This is a genomic window from Candidatus Phytoplasma sp. AldY-WA1 (assembly GCF_020312115.2).
Lineage (GTDB): Bacteria > Bacillota_I > Bacilli_A > Acholeplasmatales > Acholeplasmataceae > Phytoplasma > Phytoplasma vitis.
In genome coordinates this window covers 1-19,894 of the sequence record NZ_JAHRHX020000015.1, presented here as the reverse complement: position 1 = coordinate 19,894, position 19,894 = coordinate 1, and the positions used below count along the sequence as shown (strand labels likewise).

Here is a 19,894-nt window from a genome sequence, read left to right as displayed (position 1 = left end):
ATAATTACAATAATTAAAAATTAAATAGTTTTTTATATAAATTTTTGTTAAAATATTATTGTTAAAAAATAACAAAGTGGTGATCGAAGTTTAATTTTATTCAAGTGATAAAATTAAGTTTAGGAAAGTCCATGTTAGCACATGTTTTTAGGAAAGCATGTAGTGTTTGTGCTTAAGAAAAAAATAACTTAAGGTGTTTGAAATTTTTCAAGCAACGGCTTTTTAAATTCTAAAGACATATTATATATTATTTATAATAAAGTTTATGAAAATAAAAAATAAAGTGCCACAGAGACGAGTTAATTAGAAATAATTAAGTGAAACGCGGTAAACCCCTCAAGCTAACAATCCAAAATTATGGTAGGAGCATATAAAAATCAGTTTTTCCTAATATAAATTTTTATAATTGGTTTTTATACTATTTTTAGAAATAAAAGTAGAGATAAATGATCACACTTGTTTTTATAAAAAACAAGAACAGAACATGGCTTATTCGTGTTATTTTTTAAAATAGAATCTTTTTTTAAAAGATTCTTTTTTTGTTTATTAAGAATTAAATATAAAATAATTACAATTAATATATTATAATTTATAATTGTAGTATGAATAGATATTTGAATTTTATTTATTAAAAAAAATTATCTTTATTTTTTTAATAAATAAAAGCTATAATTATTTCAAATTTTTAATTTAATAAATGATTAAATAAAAAAATATAAATAATATAATATATTCAAATGCATTATTTTTATTAAAAAATAAAAAAAGGTTATTAATAAATTTTTATGACTATAAAAAAAAAAACAGAACAATATGTTATTAGAAGAAACAAAATAGAAGAATTAAAAAAATTAAATGTAGAACCCTTTCGTAATTATTTCGATGTTAAAAACAATATTTTAGATATATTAAATAAATACGAATCTTATAGTCATGATGAATTATCTGCAAAGGAGATTAAAGTCGATATCGCAGGTAGAATTGTTACTAATAGAAGTCAAGGGAAAGCAGGTTTTTTTCTTTTACAAAATTTTGATGATTCTATTCAAATTTATTTAAATCAAAAATTAGTTTCTGAAAAAGCTTTTCATATTTATCAAAAAATAGATTTAGGTGATATTGTAGGAGTTACAGGTTATTTATTCAAAACTAAAACTGGAGTATTAAGTGTCAAAGCTTTTAATTTAGTTCATTTAAGTAAAAGTTTAATGCCTTTACCAGATAAATATAAAGGTTTAAAAGATAAAGAGTATATCAGAAAAAAAAGATATATTGATCTTATTATCAACTCCGAAACTAGAAAAAAATTTATTATAAGAACAAAAATAATAAAAATTATTAGAAATTTTTTTGATAATAAAGGTTTTTTAGAAATAGAAACACCTATTTTACATTCTATTTTTGGTGGAGCAGCAGCTAAACCTTTTATTACTTATCATAACGCCTTAGAATCTAATTTTTATTTAAGAATAGCTACAGAAATACCATTAAAAAAATTAATAGTCGGCGGAATAAATGCTGTTTATGAAATAGGTAGAGTTTTCCGAAATGAAGGAATTGATGCTACTCATAATCCGGAATTTACAACAATAGAAGCGTATTTAGCTTATGCAAATATGAAAGATATTATGGAATTAACTGAATCTTGTTTAAAAGAGATTTGTATGGAAGTTTTAGGACGTTTAGATTTTGATTATCAAGAACATTTGATTAATTTTGATAATTTTGATAAATTTGATATGATTGATATAATCAAAACAAAAACAGGTATTGATTTTCGTCAACAAATGACTTTAGAACAATGCAAAAAATTAGCTCAAGAAAATAATATCGAAGTAAAATCATTTCATACTAAAGGTCATATTATACTTTCTTTTTTTGAAGAATTTGTTGAAAAGAATTTAATTCAACCAACTTTTATTTATAATTACCCTTATGAAGTAAGTCCTTTGGCTCAAAAAAATATTGAAAATGAAGAATTTGTTGATAGATTCGAATTATTTATAGCTGGGAAAGAATTAGTTAATGCTTTTTCTGAGTTAAACGATCCTATAGAACAAGAAAAACGTTTTCAAGAACAATTATTAGAAAGACAATTAGGAAATAGCGAAGCTGAAGAATTAGATCAAGATTTTATCGAAGCTTTAGAATATGGAATGCCACCAACAGGAGGCTTAGGTTTAGGAATAGATCGTTTGGTTATGTTGTTAACTAATACTTCTAATATTAGAGATGTTATTTTATTCCCACATTTCTCTAACAATAAAAAAATCAAAAAATAAAAGATATTTAAAATTCTTTTTATTTTGAAATTATAAAAAAATTTATGTCATTAGAGGTTTCGAAATGATAGGTGTTTTTTATCTTCAAAGTTTTTATAGTATTATGGAAAGTATTCCTTCATTAGAATCGCTAGTAAAGAAAGCAAAAGAAAATCAATATCAATTTTTAGCTTTAAGCGATCATGAAAATTTGCATGGAATGGTTAATTTCGTCGAACTTTGTCAAAAAAATAAGATTAAACCTATCCTAGGAATTAAAATATTTTTATCTTTAAAAGAAATTATTAATGAAGATAAAATAATTAATTTTTTGATTTATGCTATAAATGATATAGGAATTAATAATTTAATTCAAATATCTAATTTAATCAAAACTAAACAGGAAAATATTACTTTAAAAGTTTTAAAAAAATTTCAAGAAGGTCTTTTTTTTATTGTATCTAATATAGATTTCGAACTTTCTAATATAAATGATTGGATATTGATAGAAAAAATTTTTATTCAATTAAAAAATAATTTAAATTTTTTCTTTTTTGGTTTGTCTTTACAATCAAAACGTTTAGAAATATTTGCTGATATTTTTTTATCTTTAATGCAAAAATTAAAAATTTTTGTAGTTCCAGCTCATAAAACTAATTTTTTAGAAACCGAACAAGAAGAAGGGCATAAATTATTATTTGAATTAAATAATCCTTTGAAATATTCTCCAATTTCTTCAGAAGAAAAAATGTCTTTTCAATTTTTGAATCTAAAAGAAATTCAAAATAAATATAATTCTTATTATAATGATAGTGATTATCGAGAATATTTTCTAGATTTAAATTCTTTCATCGATAAAATTCAATATAATAAACTTTTTCCTTCTGACATTGGACTTCCTATACAGAAAGAATCTTCTGAAAAAAATTCTTTTACATATTTAGAAGAAATAACAAATGTTTTTTTAAGAAAAAAAATTTCTGTTTCTTCTCCTCAATTTCCTCTTTATTTAGAGAGATTAAAAAAAGAATTAAAAATTATCAAAGATATGCATTATGAAGATTATTTTTTAATTGTTTTTGATATAGTAAGATATACAAGAGAAAAAAAAATTCTTTTAGGTTCTGGAAGAGGTTCTTCTCCCGGTTCTTTAGTTTGTTTTTGTTTAGGCATTACAGAAGCAGATCCGCTATATTATAATCTTCTTTTCGAAAGGTTTTTGAATCCTAAAAGAAATAAAAAACCAGATATTGATTTAGATTTTCCAGATGATAAAATAAATATTATTTTAAAATATATTTATGAAAAATATGGAGAAAATTATACTGCCAATATAATCACTTTTAACACTTTAACTATTAAATCTTTTATGAGAAATGCTAATTATATTACTTATCTGAAAAAAAATTTAAAATTTAATGAACCTGATTCAAAACAAATTCAGATTCTTTCTCAATTAGAAGGAATACCTCAATTTACAGGAACACATCCAGCTGGTGTTATCATCAGTAATAAAAATTTATTAGAACATATTCCGATTCAAAAAAATCCTCATATTAACTCTCCTTTTAAATATCAAACTCAATTAGATGCTAATTATTTAGAAAAGATAGGTTTATCCAAAATAGATTTATTAAGTTTGAAAAGTTTATCTTTGATTGATAAAATTGTAAAAGAAATTAACAAAAACAGAGAAGAAAAAATATCTTGGGAACAATTGCCTTTAAATGACCTTCAAACTTATCAATTATTACAAAAAGGAGATACAGAATATATTTTTCAATTAGAATCACCAGCAGCTAAACAGGTTTTAAGAAAAATTAAACCTCAAAATTTTGAAGATTTGAATGCTGTTTTAGCTTTGAATAGACCAGGACAAATAAATTATATTAATGATTATTGTCGTAATAAGCATGAAGAAAAAAATTTTTTAATTGACAAATCAGTATATAATTATATAGAACACATTTTGAAAAATACATATGGAATTATTTTATATCAAGAACAAATAATGGAAATATCTGTTTCTTTTGCTGGTTATGATTTCGGTGAAGCAGAAATTTTCATGAAATATATCATTCAAAAAGTTATTTCAGATAATGACAAAAATTCAATTAAATCAGAATTTGTAAAACGGAGTAAACAAAAAGGTCATTCTGAACAATTAGCGAATCAAATTTATGATTATATTTTAAAATTTTCTAATTATAGTTTTAATAAAAGTCATAGTGTGTCTTATTCTTTAATTAGTTATCGTATGGCTTATTTGAAAACGCATTTTCTTGTTCCTTTTTTAACAGTTATTTTAAATGAACATCAAAATATTCCTTTTGATAAAGAAATGTTATTAAAAAAAATAAAAAACACAAATGAAATTAAAATTATCGCTCCTAATATTTTTATTAGTGATATTGATTATAAATTATCAAAAGAAAAACTTTTATTACCTTTGACTTTGATTAGAAACGTAAATAATGAAATAGCTTCATTTTTAATAAATGAAAGAATGAAAAAAAAATTTGTTAATTTTTTTGATTTTAAAAATAGATGTCAAAAAGTTTTAAATAATGATTTATTAAAAGATTTAGTTTTATCAGGTATTTTTGATGATTTTGGTTTAAATAAAAACACTTTATTAAATGAAGCTAATTTAGATTATTTAGAACATGAACAATATTTACTTTCTTTTAAAAAAGAAATTTTATTAGATGAATTACCAAAAGAATATTTAAATAAAGAAATTTATAGAATTTTTGGTTTTAATTTAAATGTGATTCTAAATTAATATATTATATAAATGTAATATATTAAAAATTATAGAAATAGGAAAATATTATTTATAATGACTTTATGTAAGAAATTAACTTTATTTTTTAAAGATAAAATTGCTCCTAATTGTTCTCATAAAAATAAATATTTTCGTTTTTTAATTATTATTTTAGGTTTTATATTTTTTTATTTTACAGCTTCTTTTAATGTTAAAAATAGAGAAATTTGGAAAAATAATAATGGATTTAAAAATGTTACAGAAAAAATCGAAAAATTTCAAGACCAAAAGAATTCAGATTTAGAAATAAGTGAGCAAAGTTTTATTAATTTTAAAGGAATGTTTATCGGTATTATTATTTTTGTTATTCTATTAGTTTTTAAAAAAGGATTTAACGGAATTAGTTTAGGAACTTTGATAGGCGCTTGTGTTGGTATTTGGATTGCTATCGGATTCCCTTCCATTATTTATTTTTTAGAATTTGTTTTTTCTGGAAAAATATTTTTTTGAAAATTAAAAAATTAAATTAATAGAAAAAGAAGAATTATTAAAAAATATTCTTCTTGAGGTTTTTATTTGTGCAAAAAACTTCTTTATATCAAATAATCGTTACTTCTTTTTTCATTAGTATATCAATATTAATTGATATTTTTTTTTCAATTTTTCAAATAAAATTTTTTAAATTAACTTTAGTTATTCTTTTTTTAGGAGGTTATTTTTTAGGTTTTTTAAATGGTTTGATTATTTGTATTTTTTATACTCTTTGGCATTTAACAAGAAGTTTTTATTCTTTCACAATTTTAGCCCAAAGTTTAAATTTTAATAATACTCAAATTTTTTTTTCTATTCTTTTGGATTACATATTACCTAATTTAATTATTAGTATTTCAGGATTATCTTTTTATAAAAAAAATCATCAAATAATAAAAAATTTTTTTTTGTGTTTTTTATTAATTAATTTTTTAAGAATGTTATCTACTTCTTTATCTAGTATTTTTATTTATGGAGAGTTATTAATAGAAAAAAATATTTCAGAACAAAATATTTTGATTTCAGCTTTATTATTCAATTTAATTCCTTTCATAACTAATTTTTTTGTAGGAGGTTTTTGTGCTTTTTATTTAAAAAATCGATTAAAAGATATTTTTGATAAATAAACTAAAATTTTAAATTACTTTTTTATCAAATTTAAATATTTTTATTTATTACCTTTGGTTAAATAAAAATTTTGCTTTTAGAATTACTTTTTTGTATTATAATGAATATAGCGTTTATACAATAAATTTATGTTTTTAAATTTAAAAAAATTTTATAATATCTAAATTTTTTTAAGATAAGGAATTTTAGTTCTTAAAATGTCTAGTAAAAAAGAAAATTATTTAATTATTTTATTTTATAATTATACTCATATTGAAGACCCTGAAAAATTTAAAGAAGAACATTGGAATTATTGTCAAAAATTAGGTCTTTTAGGAAGAATTATTATTTCTTCTGAAGGAATTAATGGGACTTTGTCAGGATTCAAAGAAGATATCGAAACATACATGGCATATTTAAAAAAAATAAAAGGTTTTGAAAACATTGATTTTAAAATAGATGCACATCATAAACATGTATTTCCTAGATTATCTATCAAAGTAAGAAAAGAAATAGTGGCTTTGAAATTGGATAAAGATTTAGTTCCTGAAAGTAATCCTGATAATTATTTAGAACCTAAAAAATTTTTTCAAACATTAAAAGAAAAAGATGTAGTTGTTTTAGATGTTCGAAATGATTATGAATATGATTTAGGTCATTTTAGAAATTCTATTAACCCTAAAATTAGTAATTTTCGTGATTTTCCGGAATGGGTAGAAAAAAATTTATCTTTTTTAAAAAATAAAAAAGTTTTAACTTATTGTACTGGTGGAGTTCGTTGCGAAAAAGCATCTATTTTATTACGCTCTAAAGGATTGAATGAAGTTTATCAATTAAAAGGTGGTATTATTAAATATAGTCAAGAACCAGAAGTTCAAGGTCAATTATTTGATGGTCAAGTTTATGTTTTTGATCAAAGAATAGCCGTCAAAGTTAACAAAAAAGAAAATATTATAGTAGGAAGAGATTTTTTTGATCAAAAACCTTGCGAAAGATATATCAATTGCGGCAATCCTAGTTGTAATAAACAGATTTTATGCAGTGAAGAAAATGAAATGAATTATTTAGGTAGTTGTTCTTTAGAGTGTAGTCTAAATAAAAATAATCGTTATTTATTAAAAAATAAAGAAAATTCAAATAAAATAGATTAATTTTAAATAATATCAATAGAATATATTAATTAATATATTTAATTTATTAAGATAATATAAATTTTTGTATTTTATATTATATAATAACTTATATATTATGTAGAAAAAATTAAATATCATTTTTTTGTTTATTGTCTTTTTGTTTTTTTTCTTAATAAAAAATTATTTACAAAAATTACTAAAATTATTAATTAGAAAGAATTATAGGTATTTATTTATGTTTGCTATTGTTAAAATCGGAAATAAACAATTAAAAATATACGAAGGTCAAGAAATTTTTGTTGAAAAATTATCTCTAGAAGTAGAACAAAAACATGTTTTTGATCAAGTTTTAGCTATAGAAGATAATGAAAAAAATAAAAGCGTTTTAGGAACTCCATTTATAAATGGGGCTAAAATAGAAGCTAAAGTAATTAAACAAGGTAAAGCAAAAAAAATTATTGTTTTCAAATATAAAAAAAAAAAGAAATATCGTTTAAAACAAGGTCATAGACAGTTATATACGAAATTGTTAATTACTAAAATCATTTGTTAAGTTCGATATGATTAAATATTTTTTTATTAAAGAAGTTGAAAAAATAAAAAAAATAAGTATTAAAGGTCATGCTTTGTATGCTCCTGAAAATCATGATATTGTTTGTGCTTCTGTTTCAACAGCTATCATAATAACTATAAATGCTATTGAAATTTTTGAATTGCAATCAAATATTGATTATTCTTTAAAAAAAGGTTCTTTTTCCCTTGAATTATTAAAATTTGATTCTATAATTAATAAATTATTATTAAATTTAGAATACAATTTGAAAGATTTAAGTAAAAATTATCCTAAATATTTAAAAGAAATGAAAGATTGATTTATTAAAGAGGTATTTTATATAATGTTAAAATTAAATATTCAATTATTTGCTACAAAAAAAGGTGTAGGTGCTACTCGTAATGGACGCGATTCTCATTCTAAAAGGTTAGGCGCTAAATTATCTGATGGTCAATATGCACATAAAGGGTCTATTATTTTCCGCCAAAGAGGAACTAAAATATTTCCTGGCGATAATGTAGGTATGGGGAAAGATCATACTTTATTCGCTTTAATTAGCGGCGTAGTTAAATATCAAATTAAACACAAAAATAAAAAACAAGTTTCTATGCAATTTGTTGAAAAAAAAGTTAATTAAAAAAAATAATAAATGAATTTTATAGATGAAGCAATCAATTTCGTAAAAGCTGGTAATGGCGGAAACGGAATTGTTTCTTTTAGAAGAGAAAAATATGTTCCTTATGGAGGACCTTCAGGTGGTAACGGAGGCCATGGCGGTTCCGTTATTTTTGTAGGTGATTCAGGTATTAATACTTTATTTAAATTGCAATATCAAAGAAAAATTAAAGCTTCAAATGGTGAAAACGGTAAAAGTAAAAATCAAAATGGAGCTAAGGCTCCTGATTCTTTCATAAAAGTCCCTTTAGGGACAATGATCTATAATAACGAAAATCAAGAATTTATTGGTGAAATTTTAGAAGATGGATTTCAATTGGTTATTGCAAAGGGCGGTAAAGGAGGAAAAGGAAATTATTCTTTATCTAATTCTAAAAATAAAATCCCCTCTTTTGCAGAAAAAGGAGATTTAGGAGAAAAATTAACTATTAGGACAGAATTAAAAGTTTTAGCTGATGTTGGTTTAATTGGTTTTCCTAATGTAGGTAAATCTTCTTTGATTTCTGCTATTTCTAATGCTAAATCTAAAGCAGATTCTTATGCGTTTACAACTTTAAAACCTTTTTTAGGAGTAGTTAGTGGAAAAGATTTTAGTTTTACAGTAGCTGATATTCCTGGTTTAATCAAAGATTCTCATTTAGGTCGTGGTATGGGAATTGATTTTTTAAAACATATTGAAAGATGTAAAATTTTAATACATATATGTAGTGCTGATCATAATGATGTTTATGAAAAATATTGCCAATTAAATGAAGAATTAAAAAAATACAATCCTAAAATTTTAGAAAAATCGCAAATTATTTTGTTCAATAAAATGGATTTACCAGATGCTGAAGCTAAATTAGCTTCTTTTAAAAATAATTCAATTGATAAAGAAATTATACCTTCTTCTGTTTGGAATCGTTTTAATTTAGAATTATTAATATATAAAATAAAAGATTTATTGATTAATTATAAAAATGACCAAAATAAAGATGATAAACATCTTCAACAAAGTTATAAATTATTTACTTTAGAAGATGAAGATAAATTTAATATTTATAAAGATGAACAAAATTATTTTATAGTTCAAGGGCCGAAAATAGAAAAATTGTTTCATAGAACAGATTTTAATAATTACGAATCATTAAAAAAGTTTTCTTATTCATTGAAAAAAATAGGGATAGAAAAAGAATTAAAACAAAAAGGTATGAAAGATAAAGATAAAGTTAAAATTTGTGATTATGTTTTCGAATTAGTCAATGAAGAATTTTTTTATAAAAAATAAAATTAAAAAAACGACAAAATTTAAACCAAATTGTTTATAAAAAATAAACAGTTTGGTTTTTTCTTTTATCTAAAAAAATTAAATTAAATAAAAAAATATTATCAAAAAATAAATTTTAAATCTTAATTTTAAATTAATTCATATAATAAAAAATGATAAAATATTTATATGTTTGTATTTTAGTTTTAAATGAAAGTATATTAAAATTCAAATTTAAATTTTAAATATATTTAAGGAACAATAATAATTAAATTATATGAAAACTAAAAATTTTTTAAATCATATCGATCAATTAGCCGAAGAACACGAATTAACTAGACAACAAATTTTAGAAGCTTTTAAAAAAAGTCTTATTTTTGGTTGTAAAAAAAATTATCAAATTAAAAGTTGTCATTTAGATTTTGATAAAAAATATGAAGAATTTTTTTTATACAAAGAATATTTAGTTACGGAAAAAGAAATAAATACGACTAAAGAAGAAAATGTTAATACTAAAAAAATAACTTGTATTAACTTAGAAGAAGCTCAAAAATTAAAAGAAAATCCCCAAATAGGAGAAATAATTAGGATTGAAGTTGATCCTAACAAATTTAATTTTTACGATAGTCAAGAGTTTAAAAACAAACTTAACGAAGAAATTATTAAATTTAAAAAAGAAAAATACGAAAATAAATTAATTTATAATAAAGCAATTTCTATGAAAAAAATTTTTTTTATTTTAGAATTAAAAAAAGAAGTTCAAGCTTTATTATTAAACAAAGATAAACTAAATAATAATTATGAATCTATTTTGAGACAAATCATTATAACATCTATATTATCAGCTTTATCTGTTGCAATACAAATTGTTTCTAATAAATTCATGAAAGGTCCCTTTTTTCGACCAATATTAAAAAGTACTTTTGTAGATTTTTTATGTTTTATTCCTTTGCTTATCATCCCTTTATATGCAAAAAAAAATTTCGCTTTTATAGGAGCTTTTTTATCAGAAAGTATTTCATTTTGGTATAAGAAAACTTCTGCTTGGGTATATAATCCTATTTTAAGTTTAATTTATGGTTTTATTTGGGGGATTTTACCTGGTTTGGTTTTAACTAAAAAAAAAGATTCTTTATTGAAAATTTATTTTTCTATCACTTTTATTTTTATTATGCATTTTATTTTTTATTATATTTTGCGTATGATTTGGTTCAAATTTGTTTTTTTAGATCAAAATTATTCTTTGAATTTAAAAGCAAATATTTTTAATTTAGAGCGTCTAAACTTTTATTATTTATTTATTAAATTTATTTCTTTGTTTATATTATCTTTTATTATGGCTTTTATTTATAATAGGGCAAAAAAAGAACTTTTATCATTATTTTAATTTTTAAATTAGAATAATTTTTTAGATTAATATAAGTTATTTATTTTTTATAATTTTCAATTTTTATAAAATAAAACTGTTTTAAATAATTTACAACAATGTTTATTAAAAAACCTTATTAAGGTTTTTTAATATAATTAAAACTAATTCTTTAATTCCTTGATCAAAAAGTTAATACTTTTTATTTTTTAGAAAATTTTAAAAATTAACTATTAAAAAAATAATTTTCGTATCTTTTTCAAAAATATTTTTTAGAAAAGAAAAATCAAATTTTAAGAAAAGAATTCAATTTGATCTTATGATAAAGTTTTTTTATTTTTAATTAAAAAAAACTATGACAATAATAAATTAATTTTTAGAATTTTAAATTAATAGCTTTGGCGTCTTTTTATTTTATAATATAATTTACGATTTCAAAATATTATATTTTTTTGTTCGTTATTTATTATTTTTTTCGTCTTTATTTCATTTATTTTATATAAAAAAATAAATTTTATTATTTAAAAACTTAGAAAAAGACCTAAAATATAAATAATAATAATTTACTAGGAAAAATGATTTTTTTATCTTTATTTAAATTTTTAAAAAAACTATCTGAAAATTTATTTTATAATAATACTGTATTGAATTTTTATTTTATATTGAAAAAAAACAATTTTTATGAGTATCAAATCCAAAAACATAATTTTTTAAATTCATGTTTTTTAATAAGATAATTTAAACATAAAATTTGTTTTTTTTTTTTTTATTGTTATTATATACTATATAATAAATTTTTAGAAATTTCGATTTATCTTTTAATTTATTATTTCAAAATACTTAATTATAAAAACTCTTATTTATATTAAAAATATTAATTATCGGCGAAAAAGATAATTTTTTTAGCTTATATTAAAAATGATTTTATTTTTTTTATTATTCTTATTATTTGGAACAGAAAGGTTTTATTTTTACCGATGGAACAAAAAAAGAAAAAAAATATTTTAGTTTTTTGTGTTTTAGTTATTGTGATTTTATTTATTTTAGGCATTATTGTTTATAAATTTTTTTATAACAAACAAAAAAAAGAAGAAATAGATGTGGAAAGAACAATGACTGATTTATGTTCTCATAATTCTGAATCATTTAATAAATTATTACAAAAGATATATGATTTAAGAACATCGGAAATACCTAATGCTATTGAGCAATTACAACAATCGAAAAAAGATCAAAAAGATATGGTAAACAAGTTGATATCTAAATTAGATAATTTTATACCAGGTATAAAAAACGATATGGAAAAAAAAAAATCAAGTTGGGCCGAATCGTGTTCTGTTCATGATTCTAAATTGAATAAATTAAGAATAGCTAAACAAGAAAATTATGAAAAATTAGAAGTATCAAAATTAGAAAAAGAAGAAAAAGAATCTGATAGACTTCTTCAAGAATCCTTGAAACTTTATATAGATAAAGAACAAGAATTAAAAACATTGACAAAATTTAAAGAACAATTATCTTCTATTGAAACTCAATTTCCAGATTATGATAAATGTAATTTAAAAAAATATATTGAAAGTTATAGATATATCAAATTAGATAAACAAAGCTCTGATTTAAAATCTTTTTATAAAAATATTGATGAGATTGATTTAAAATTTCAAGAAATTGAAAAAAAGAATAATGAAATAGAAAAGAAATTAGAACAAAGAGAAATTTTGTTAATTTTTCAAATATTAAGACAAAATTATCTCGAATTCAATCATTTATTATCTAATAATAATGATTTATCAAATAAAAGTGTTTTTATTGAGATTCCATATTATTTGCGTTTAGCAATCGAAGCTTTAAATGATTTTGATAAGAAAGATAATAATTTTTGTATTTATCAAGCAAGTAATAAACGAGTTACAAAAAAAGATAAAAAAAGTACAAAAAATAAAAAATATTTATTGGACTTCTTTAAAGAAACAGAACAAAAGAAAAAAGAATATTTAAATGAAATTATTAATGATAATAGCTATTTGAAAAATATAATTGAAAGTCATTATGAATTTAAGGAACAACACTCACAAAATAAAATAAAAAATAAAATAACTAAGGAAGAATACATAATACAGAACTTTGACCATTATTTGAATAATGATTTTAATAAATATGATTTACAAAATAATTATCTAACTTTTTTGCTAATTTTAGGCAGTAATGATTATGAAAGTCATAAAGAGGAATTAAATAAATTATTGGAATCAATTGGTGAATTAGGGATTTGGATAAGAAATGAAATCCGATAAAAAACGATAATGATATCTAATTTCATGATAAATATCAACTTATATAAAATTTTAATATTTAATTTAAAAAAAATTTTTTTATCTAAAAAGGAACAAATATAATGTCAAAAGAAAAAAAAAATTTATTAATAGTTATCAGTTCAATATTTAATTTTGTAATGATTTTAATTTTAACTTTTTTTTATGTTAAATTACAAAAAAAAACTAATGATTTAAAAAAAAATATTGATAAAATACCAAAAGAATGGCCTACTGAAAAGCCTACTGAAAATGAAAATACTCCTGATAAAAATAAAGTTTATGAAAAAAAACAACAAATATTAGGCGAATTAGAACAAGATTTAAATAAACAAGAAGTTTTTTTTTCAGAATTTTTTTCAAATCAAGATAAAATAGAAATTCGAGAAAAATTGAAAGACATAAAAGAAATAATCCCAACTTTAAGACAAATTTTCGAAGAAACAGAGCAAGATAAAAAAACCAAAGATACTTTCGAACGATCTAAACAAAATTTTGAAGATATTCGTAGGGATACATTAAGTACAAATGAAAAAACAAATTGTGAACAATTAATTGGTTTTATGAAAACATTTCTTCAAATGTGCAAAACAAGAGATGAAAATATTTCAGCAAAAGAAAATAAAATTGTTTCAAATGTTCAGGTTGACCAAAAAATCGAAATATTAAGAAAATATTTAAATAGTTATGCTTTTTTATTAGATATATATTTATATAAATTTAAACAAATAACAAATTTAATTGAATCATTATCTTCTAGAATAGAAAAAGAAAAATTAATAGAATTACAAAAAGAACTGAAGAACAAATATACTAAATTTTTATTACAATTAATTACAAAGACAAGCCGAAGCGGCACAATTATCAAAGAAGAATTAGAGGAAGCACGAAAAAGAACATAAACGAAATATTAAGTTCATAATTAATTTTTAATTATTAATTTTTAATTTTAAAATTTTAAATCAAAAAAAGGTAAATTTTATGGAAACACTTCATAATAAAAATCAAAATAATTCTTGGAAGTTTAGGTTCGGCATTATAAGTTTTTTGGCAGTTCTAATTTTATTAACTTCTTTATCATTTATTTTAGCTGTTATCGTTTTTTTACGCTCACCAGCTAAAGAAAATGAGGCTCATTTGCCACCTCTATTTCCACCTTCGAATAATCCGACTCCTATACCTTTATCTAATAATAATTCATTAGATGTTAGTTCTTTAGTAGAATTACTTGCTCCTAAAGAAATTAATAGTGATGGTTTTATGCCTCTGGATGATTTTTATGGTGCTGATGAAATTAAAGATACATTAAAAGATTATATACATAGATGGACATTAGACAATAAAAATAAATATAATTCGTTGACTGGTAAATCTTCAGGTCTTCCTTTTCCTATGGGGATTATTTTTTACGGACCTCCAGGAACAGGAAAAACAACACTTGCTGAGGGTTTTGCGAAAGATTCGAAAATGAATTTTTACACCATTACTAATGCACATTCATTACAAGAAATCGAAGATATTTGGCGTAAAGCTAGAAACAATAGTCCTTCTTGTATTTTTGTAGATGAAGCGGAAGAAATTTTAAAATCAAGAGCTGAAAAAGACGCGCAATTTTTAGAAGCTGGAGATAGTAAAAAAACAAATACTTTTTTACAAGAAATTGAAGGGGTTAAAACCGATAAAGAAAAACCTGTTTTCTTTATTGCAGCCACTAATCACTTAGACAAAATTGATTCAGCTATCCGTTCTCGTTGTGAATCTTTATTTGTTGGTAACCAATCAGAAGATAAAAGACTTGGTTACATTCAAGCAGTCATTAAGAAAATGCTTAGATTAAAAATAGAAAATTTTGCTTATGAACATTATATTCCTATTTTTGTTAATAAAATGAACGTGGCTTTAAGAAATCCTGAATTATTCGCTATCGCTATTAAACATGGTTATTATATTCCTGCTTTAGGAGCTACTGAGATAAAAGGAACATCTGATAAAAATAATCCTAACGGTAATTTAGAAACTTTAGACGATAAATTAAAAAGACAAGATTTATTATTCCGAAATGCTAGAGCCAATGACAAAGAAATTTATAATTCATATCAAAATGCTTTAACAGAATTTAATAAATTAGATCCTATATTGATAAAATATATTGAAGATGCAAAAGCATGGCAAAAATTTCTTAAAAAAAAGGATACTGATTGTCAAGACCAATCACTATATGATATTGAAACTTTAGAAAAAGTTAAAAAATATTTTTATGATTTAACTTCAGGGCGAAAAATGAAAGCCATGATGGTGAAGGCAGCTGAAAAAGCCGTTCGTCGTGTAAAAACAGGAGATGATCTACAAATAGAAATAACTGATTTAGAAGAAACTTTTAGAGAATATTTCGGAAATCAAAAAGAGTTTGCTGACATTAATGAATATTGTAAACAAATCAAAAAAGAAGAAGAAAAAGAACAACAAAAAATTAATCGTTTTATGAAAGAACAATTTAAAGATTCTTTTATTGAAAAAGGTTCAAGTATTGAAGATAGAAAATTAACTGAAGAAGGAAAAACAGCAGTTAATAAGTTTTTTGAAATACAAAATATTTCAGATCCTAAACACATGTTTCTTTTACAAAAAATTATTAATTCTGTTAAAGAACAACAAAAAATTAATCGTTTTATGAAAGAACAATTTAAAGATTCTTTTATTGAAAAAGGTTCAAGTATTGAAGATAGAAAATTAACTGAAGAAGGAAAAACAGCAGTTAATAAGTTTTTTGAAATACAAAATATTTCAGATCCTAAACACATGTTTCTTTTACAAAAAATTATTAATTCTGTTAAAAAATAAAAGGAGTTATGAATGAAAAAACAAATAATTTCAAAATATTCTAAAACGTCTTTATTTTCTTTTTTACTTTTTATTTTTTCTTTTTCTTTTTCAATTTTCTTTTGTAATTTGATATATGGTTCAAAAAATGAAAATTATAAAAAACAAGAAGACAACTGTATTCAAGAAACAAAACAAAGAGAAGAAAAACTTTTTGAAATGTTTTACGATTTTAAATGTGATATAGCTCCAATGTTAGAAGCACAAAATTTAGAGGTTTTAAAAAAATGTTATGAAAAATTACCATTACCTCAAGATCAAAAAGATCAAAGAAAAAAAAATTTTGATGATTTTTTGGATTTTTATAAAGACGAAGAAGAATATTGGTTAGATATACTAATTAAATTAGAAGAAGTTAGTGAAGAAGAATCAATTGAAAATGTACCAAAAGAAAGACTAGAAAAATTAGAAATATTAAAAAAAAGACAAGAAAAATTTAAATCATTAAAAACAGATTCTGAAAAAAAAATATTTTTTTTAAATCCTGATATCAGAGAATCAGGATTATTTATTTATTATTCTAAAACTAAAGAAAAATACTGTAATACATATAAAGATTTTTTTTATTATTTATATTTTGATTTTATTTTAAAAGAAAAAATAGATTATAAATATAAAGACGAATTATGTCATTTAACTCAAAGAGATCCAAAAAATTTAAAACGAACTCAACTTTTTAGTTATCTACCAGAAGTAACTAATTTACAATTTAAAATTGAATATTTAAGATACTTTTATAAAATATTAAATGAATTATGCGAAAAGACTAAATCTTTATTCAGCTCATATTATATTAAAGAATTGAAATCGGAACAAGTTATTGAACAAAATATTAAATCGCAATTGAAATCGAAACAAGTTATTGACAATAAATTATCGGAATTAATAAAACAATGTGTTGATGAATATAAGGAAGAAAATAAATCAAAAAGACAAAACAAATTAGAAAAATTTTTTCAAGATAATTTAGAATTATTTCAATATTTAGATCAAAAAAAATTAGACAAAGATTTCTATGATAATTTAGAAAATAGTAAAGAATTTTTACAAAAAATATTAAAACCTGATATTTTTTATATATCGAATCTTTGTGAAAAAAAACCATTCCTTTCGAAAACAAGTTTATATAATGATAATTTAGAAATTCCTAGTTTAAATAAAAAAGAATTAATTGAACATATAATTCATAAGAACGATGAATTAATTAATAAAGATTTATTATCCAATGTCTTAGGAACAGAAGAAATTTTATATAAAATGTATTTAGATTATAGTGCTTTTGTTTTTAAATCTAGTTGTCTTTACTCAGAAGATGATAAAAATAATAATATCAATGTTTTAGAAAATATTAATAATAAAAAAAAAGATTTATCTAATTATTGTAAAGAAAAATTTCAGAAATATAAAGAGATATATGAAGAATTATCATATAAACTTCAGAAATATTTACAACATTTAAACAAAGAATTAGAAGTTCAAACAAAAGATATCGATAATAGATATGTAGATCCTGAGATAGACAAAAAGAGCCAAAAACTAAAAATAGATATACAGACGCAAAAACAAAATATAAAACAATTTTTTGATACAGGTTCTTTATTGGATACAAGTTCTTTAGGTATAGATCCAAAAACTATTTATTTGCAAAACCCGGAAGTTTTAAAATACCAATTACAATTGCAACTTGATGAAATTGAAAAGGAATATATTTCAAAACCTTTTAAATTTTATGAAAACGAAATAAACGTAATTAGTGAAGAAGCTGAATATTTAATTAATTTTATTAATTTTTCGGATAATGATATAGAAATTAATGAAAAAAACAGAAAAACAAAAATTGTAGATAAAATTAAATCTTTACTTGATGAAATTGAAAAGGAATATATTTCAAAATCTTCTGAATTTTATAAAAACGAAATAAAAATAATTGTTAAAAAAGCTAAAGATTTAATTAATTTTATTAATTTTTTGGATAAAGACAAAATTAATGAAAAAATTGAATCTTTAAAAAATGATATAAATAATTGTAAAGATAATTTAAATGTTTCGAATGAAAACATAGAACTTAAGGATAAAATTAGATCTTTACAAAAGAAAATCGATTGTTTAGAAAAAAAACCTCATTACAAAACACATACTCTTAGAGATATTTTAAAACAATTGGTTAAAACATATTTAGTCATAAAAACTGATTTTATAGACGATAAGAATATAATTGATACTAGAATTAAAGCCTACAAAGATTATTATGAGCGTAAAAAGGAAGAAATTTTAGATCCATATTTAAAAATCATCAGTAATTTACAAATTAAATATTATAATTCAGTGTCTGATATTTTAAGAGATATACAAAAACGAGGTGTCGTTTATACAAAAAATAACACATCAACATTATATTCATTTAAATATTATTTTTCGACAAATTTAGAAGATAAAGATATAGATGATTGTTATAAAAAACTTCAAGATTATTTAAAACTTTATTATCCTTATAAAAAAGAACAAAATTGTAAATTTTCTTTGGATAATATTCAACGGATTGGACAATTTTTAGCTAATTATAAAAAGAAGTTAAAAGATAATTTTGAAAGTTATATACTTAATACAGAACAATTTAAAATTGATTTCTATGATTTGGAAAACGAAATTATTAAAAATTTCGAAACAATGCGAGAACCGAAAAATATTAATAATGATCATAATATTGAATTAAAAAAAATATTAGACAAATTAAAAATAGAATCAAAAGATTTAAACCGAAATTTTGAAGAAAAATTGAAAACTTCAGACTATAAAGATCAAAAACAAAAATTAGATAAATTATGTAAACATATAGAAGAAAACAGAGATATTTTTAAAGCTAATATGGAAGAATTAATCAATATTGTAAAAAATCAACATAAAAAAGAAGAAAAAATAAGAGAATTTGAGATAGAGATTCAAAAAAACAAAGAATATTTAAATGAATTAAACAAAATTATTAAAAGTTATCCAAACCCAAATAATACAGAACAACAAGAAGAAAACAATAGAATTAATTCTTTAAATAAAGATGAGGAGATCGTTAAAAAAAGACAAGAAACATTAAACAGTTTAATCAATTCCTTGAATGAGGAAACATACAAGTCCTTGATTGAAGAAAAATCCAAGATAGAAGCAAAAATAAACTATTTAGAAAAAAATTTAACAGATAACAAAAAAGAACATTCTTCTTTAACAGAAAAATATCAAAACCAACAAAATTTAAATATTTCAGATAAAGAAAATTTTCTTAATCTTGAACAAAATTATATTTATATAGATGCTAAATCATTTTTAGTTAAAGGAGAATTTGATTTTATCGGTTGGTTAGGTGAAAACTTTCCTAAGAGACGAATAATTGATAATAATATTGATTCACAAGAAAAAAAACAACAACCAATAAATATTTATACTAGAAATTATCCTTATTCACAAGATGCCAAAAATTTCCAAACAAAAATAAATGATACTTTTTTCCAAAACCAAGGCTCAAGTTTTTATTTGGTTTTAAATATACAATTAGATGTCCAAACCAAAATAAAA

General features: G+C 21.1%; 14 protein-coding genes and 1 other RNA gene. All 15 read left to right on the top strand.

Annotated features, from left to right (window positions below):
- The first annotated feature begins 71 nt into the window (after positions 1-71).
- Positions 72-497, top strand: an RNA gene (gene rnpB, locus KTO59_RS02125) — RNase P RNA component class B.
- 288 nt (positions 498-785) lie between these two features.
- On the top strand, positions 786-2,282 hold the full coding sequence (lysS, locus tag KTO59_RS02120; protein ID WP_284928395.1) for a lysine--tRNA ligase: 1,497 nt from the start codon (positions 786-788) through the stop codon (positions 2,280-2,282).
- Between the two features lie 64 nt (positions 2,283-2,346).
- Entirely contained in the window at positions 2,347-5,046 is a 2,700-nt protein-coding gene (locus tag KTO59_RS02115) for a PHP domain-containing protein (protein ID WP_284928394.1), read from the top strand.
- A 57-nt stretch (positions 5,047-5,103) separates the two neighbouring features.
- On the top strand, positions 5,104-5,538 hold the full coding sequence (locus tag KTO59_RS02110; RefSeq protein WP_284928392.1) for a hypothetical protein: 435 nt from the start codon (positions 5,104-5,106) through the stop codon (positions 5,536-5,538).
- Between the two features lie 68 nt (positions 5,539-5,606).
- Positions 5,607-6,185, top strand: coding sequence for a hypothetical protein (locus KTO59_RS02105; protein WP_225696212.1), 579 nt, complete (start codon positions 5,607-5,609; stop codon positions 6,183-6,185).
- A gap of 198 nt (positions 6,186-6,383) precedes the next feature.
- Positions 6,384-7,316 (top strand): oxygen-dependent tRNA uridine(34) hydroxylase TrhO, encoded by a 933-nt coding sequence (gene trhO / locus KTO59_RS02100; protein ID WP_284928391.1) that lies wholly within the window; start codon positions 6,384-6,386, stop codon positions 7,314-7,316.
- A 217-nt stretch (positions 7,317-7,533) separates the two neighbouring features.
- Positions 7,534-7,851, top strand: coding sequence for a 50S ribosomal protein L21 (rplU, locus tag KTO59_RS02095; RefSeq protein WP_225696214.1), 318 nt, complete (start codon positions 7,534-7,536; stop codon positions 7,849-7,851).
- Between the two features lie 7 nt (positions 7,852-7,858).
- Positions 7,859-8,170 carry a ribosomal-processing cysteine protease Prp gene (locus KTO59_RS02090; protein WP_225696215.1) on the top strand — a complete coding sequence of 104 codons (312 nt, stop codon included), beginning with the start codon at positions 7,859-7,861 and terminating at the stop codon, positions 8,168-8,170.
- 21 nt (positions 8,171-8,191) lie between these two features.
- The gene (gene rpmA / locus KTO59_RS02085) at positions 8,192-8,488 is read left to right on the top strand and encodes a 50S ribosomal protein L27 (protein ID WP_320412531.1); all 297 of its coding nucleotides are present in this window, start codon (positions 8,192-8,194) and stop codon (positions 8,486-8,488) included.
- A gap of 12 nt (positions 8,489-8,500) precedes the next feature.
- Positions 8,501-9,793 carry a GTPase ObgE gene (gene obgE / locus KTO59_RS02080; protein WP_284928390.1) on the top strand — a complete coding sequence of 431 codons (1,293 nt, stop codon included), beginning with the start codon at positions 8,501-8,503 and terminating at the stop codon, positions 9,791-9,793.
- 256 nt (positions 9,794-10,049) lie between these two features.
- Positions 10,050-11,159 carry a NusA N-terminal domain-containing protein gene (locus KTO59_RS02075; protein WP_284928389.1) on the top strand — a complete coding sequence of 370 codons (1,110 nt, stop codon included), beginning with the start codon at positions 10,050-10,052 and terminating at the stop codon, positions 11,157-11,159.
- A 956-nt stretch (positions 11,160-12,115) separates the two neighbouring features.
- Complete coding sequence (locus KTO59_RS02070) at positions 12,116-13,432, top strand: hypothetical protein (RefSeq protein WP_284928388.1); 1,317 nt, start codon at positions 12,116-12,118, stop codon at positions 13,430-13,432.
- 101 nt (positions 13,433-13,533) lie between these two features.
- Entirely contained in the window at positions 13,534-14,352 is an 819-nt protein-coding gene (locus KTO59_RS02065; RefSeq protein WP_284928387.1) for a hypothetical protein, read from the top strand.
- 79 nt (positions 14,353-14,431) lie between these two features.
- Positions 14,432-16,291: an ATP-binding protein gene (locus KTO59_RS02060; protein ID WP_284928386.1), complete on the top strand. Its 1,860-nt coding sequence runs from the start codon at positions 14,432-14,434 to the stop codon at positions 16,289-16,291.
- Positions 16,292-16,303: 12 nt separating this feature from the next.
- Positions 16,304-19,894: hypothetical protein (locus KTO59_RS02055; protein WP_284928385.1), on the top strand; the 3,591-nt coding region annotated here is incomplete at its 3' end.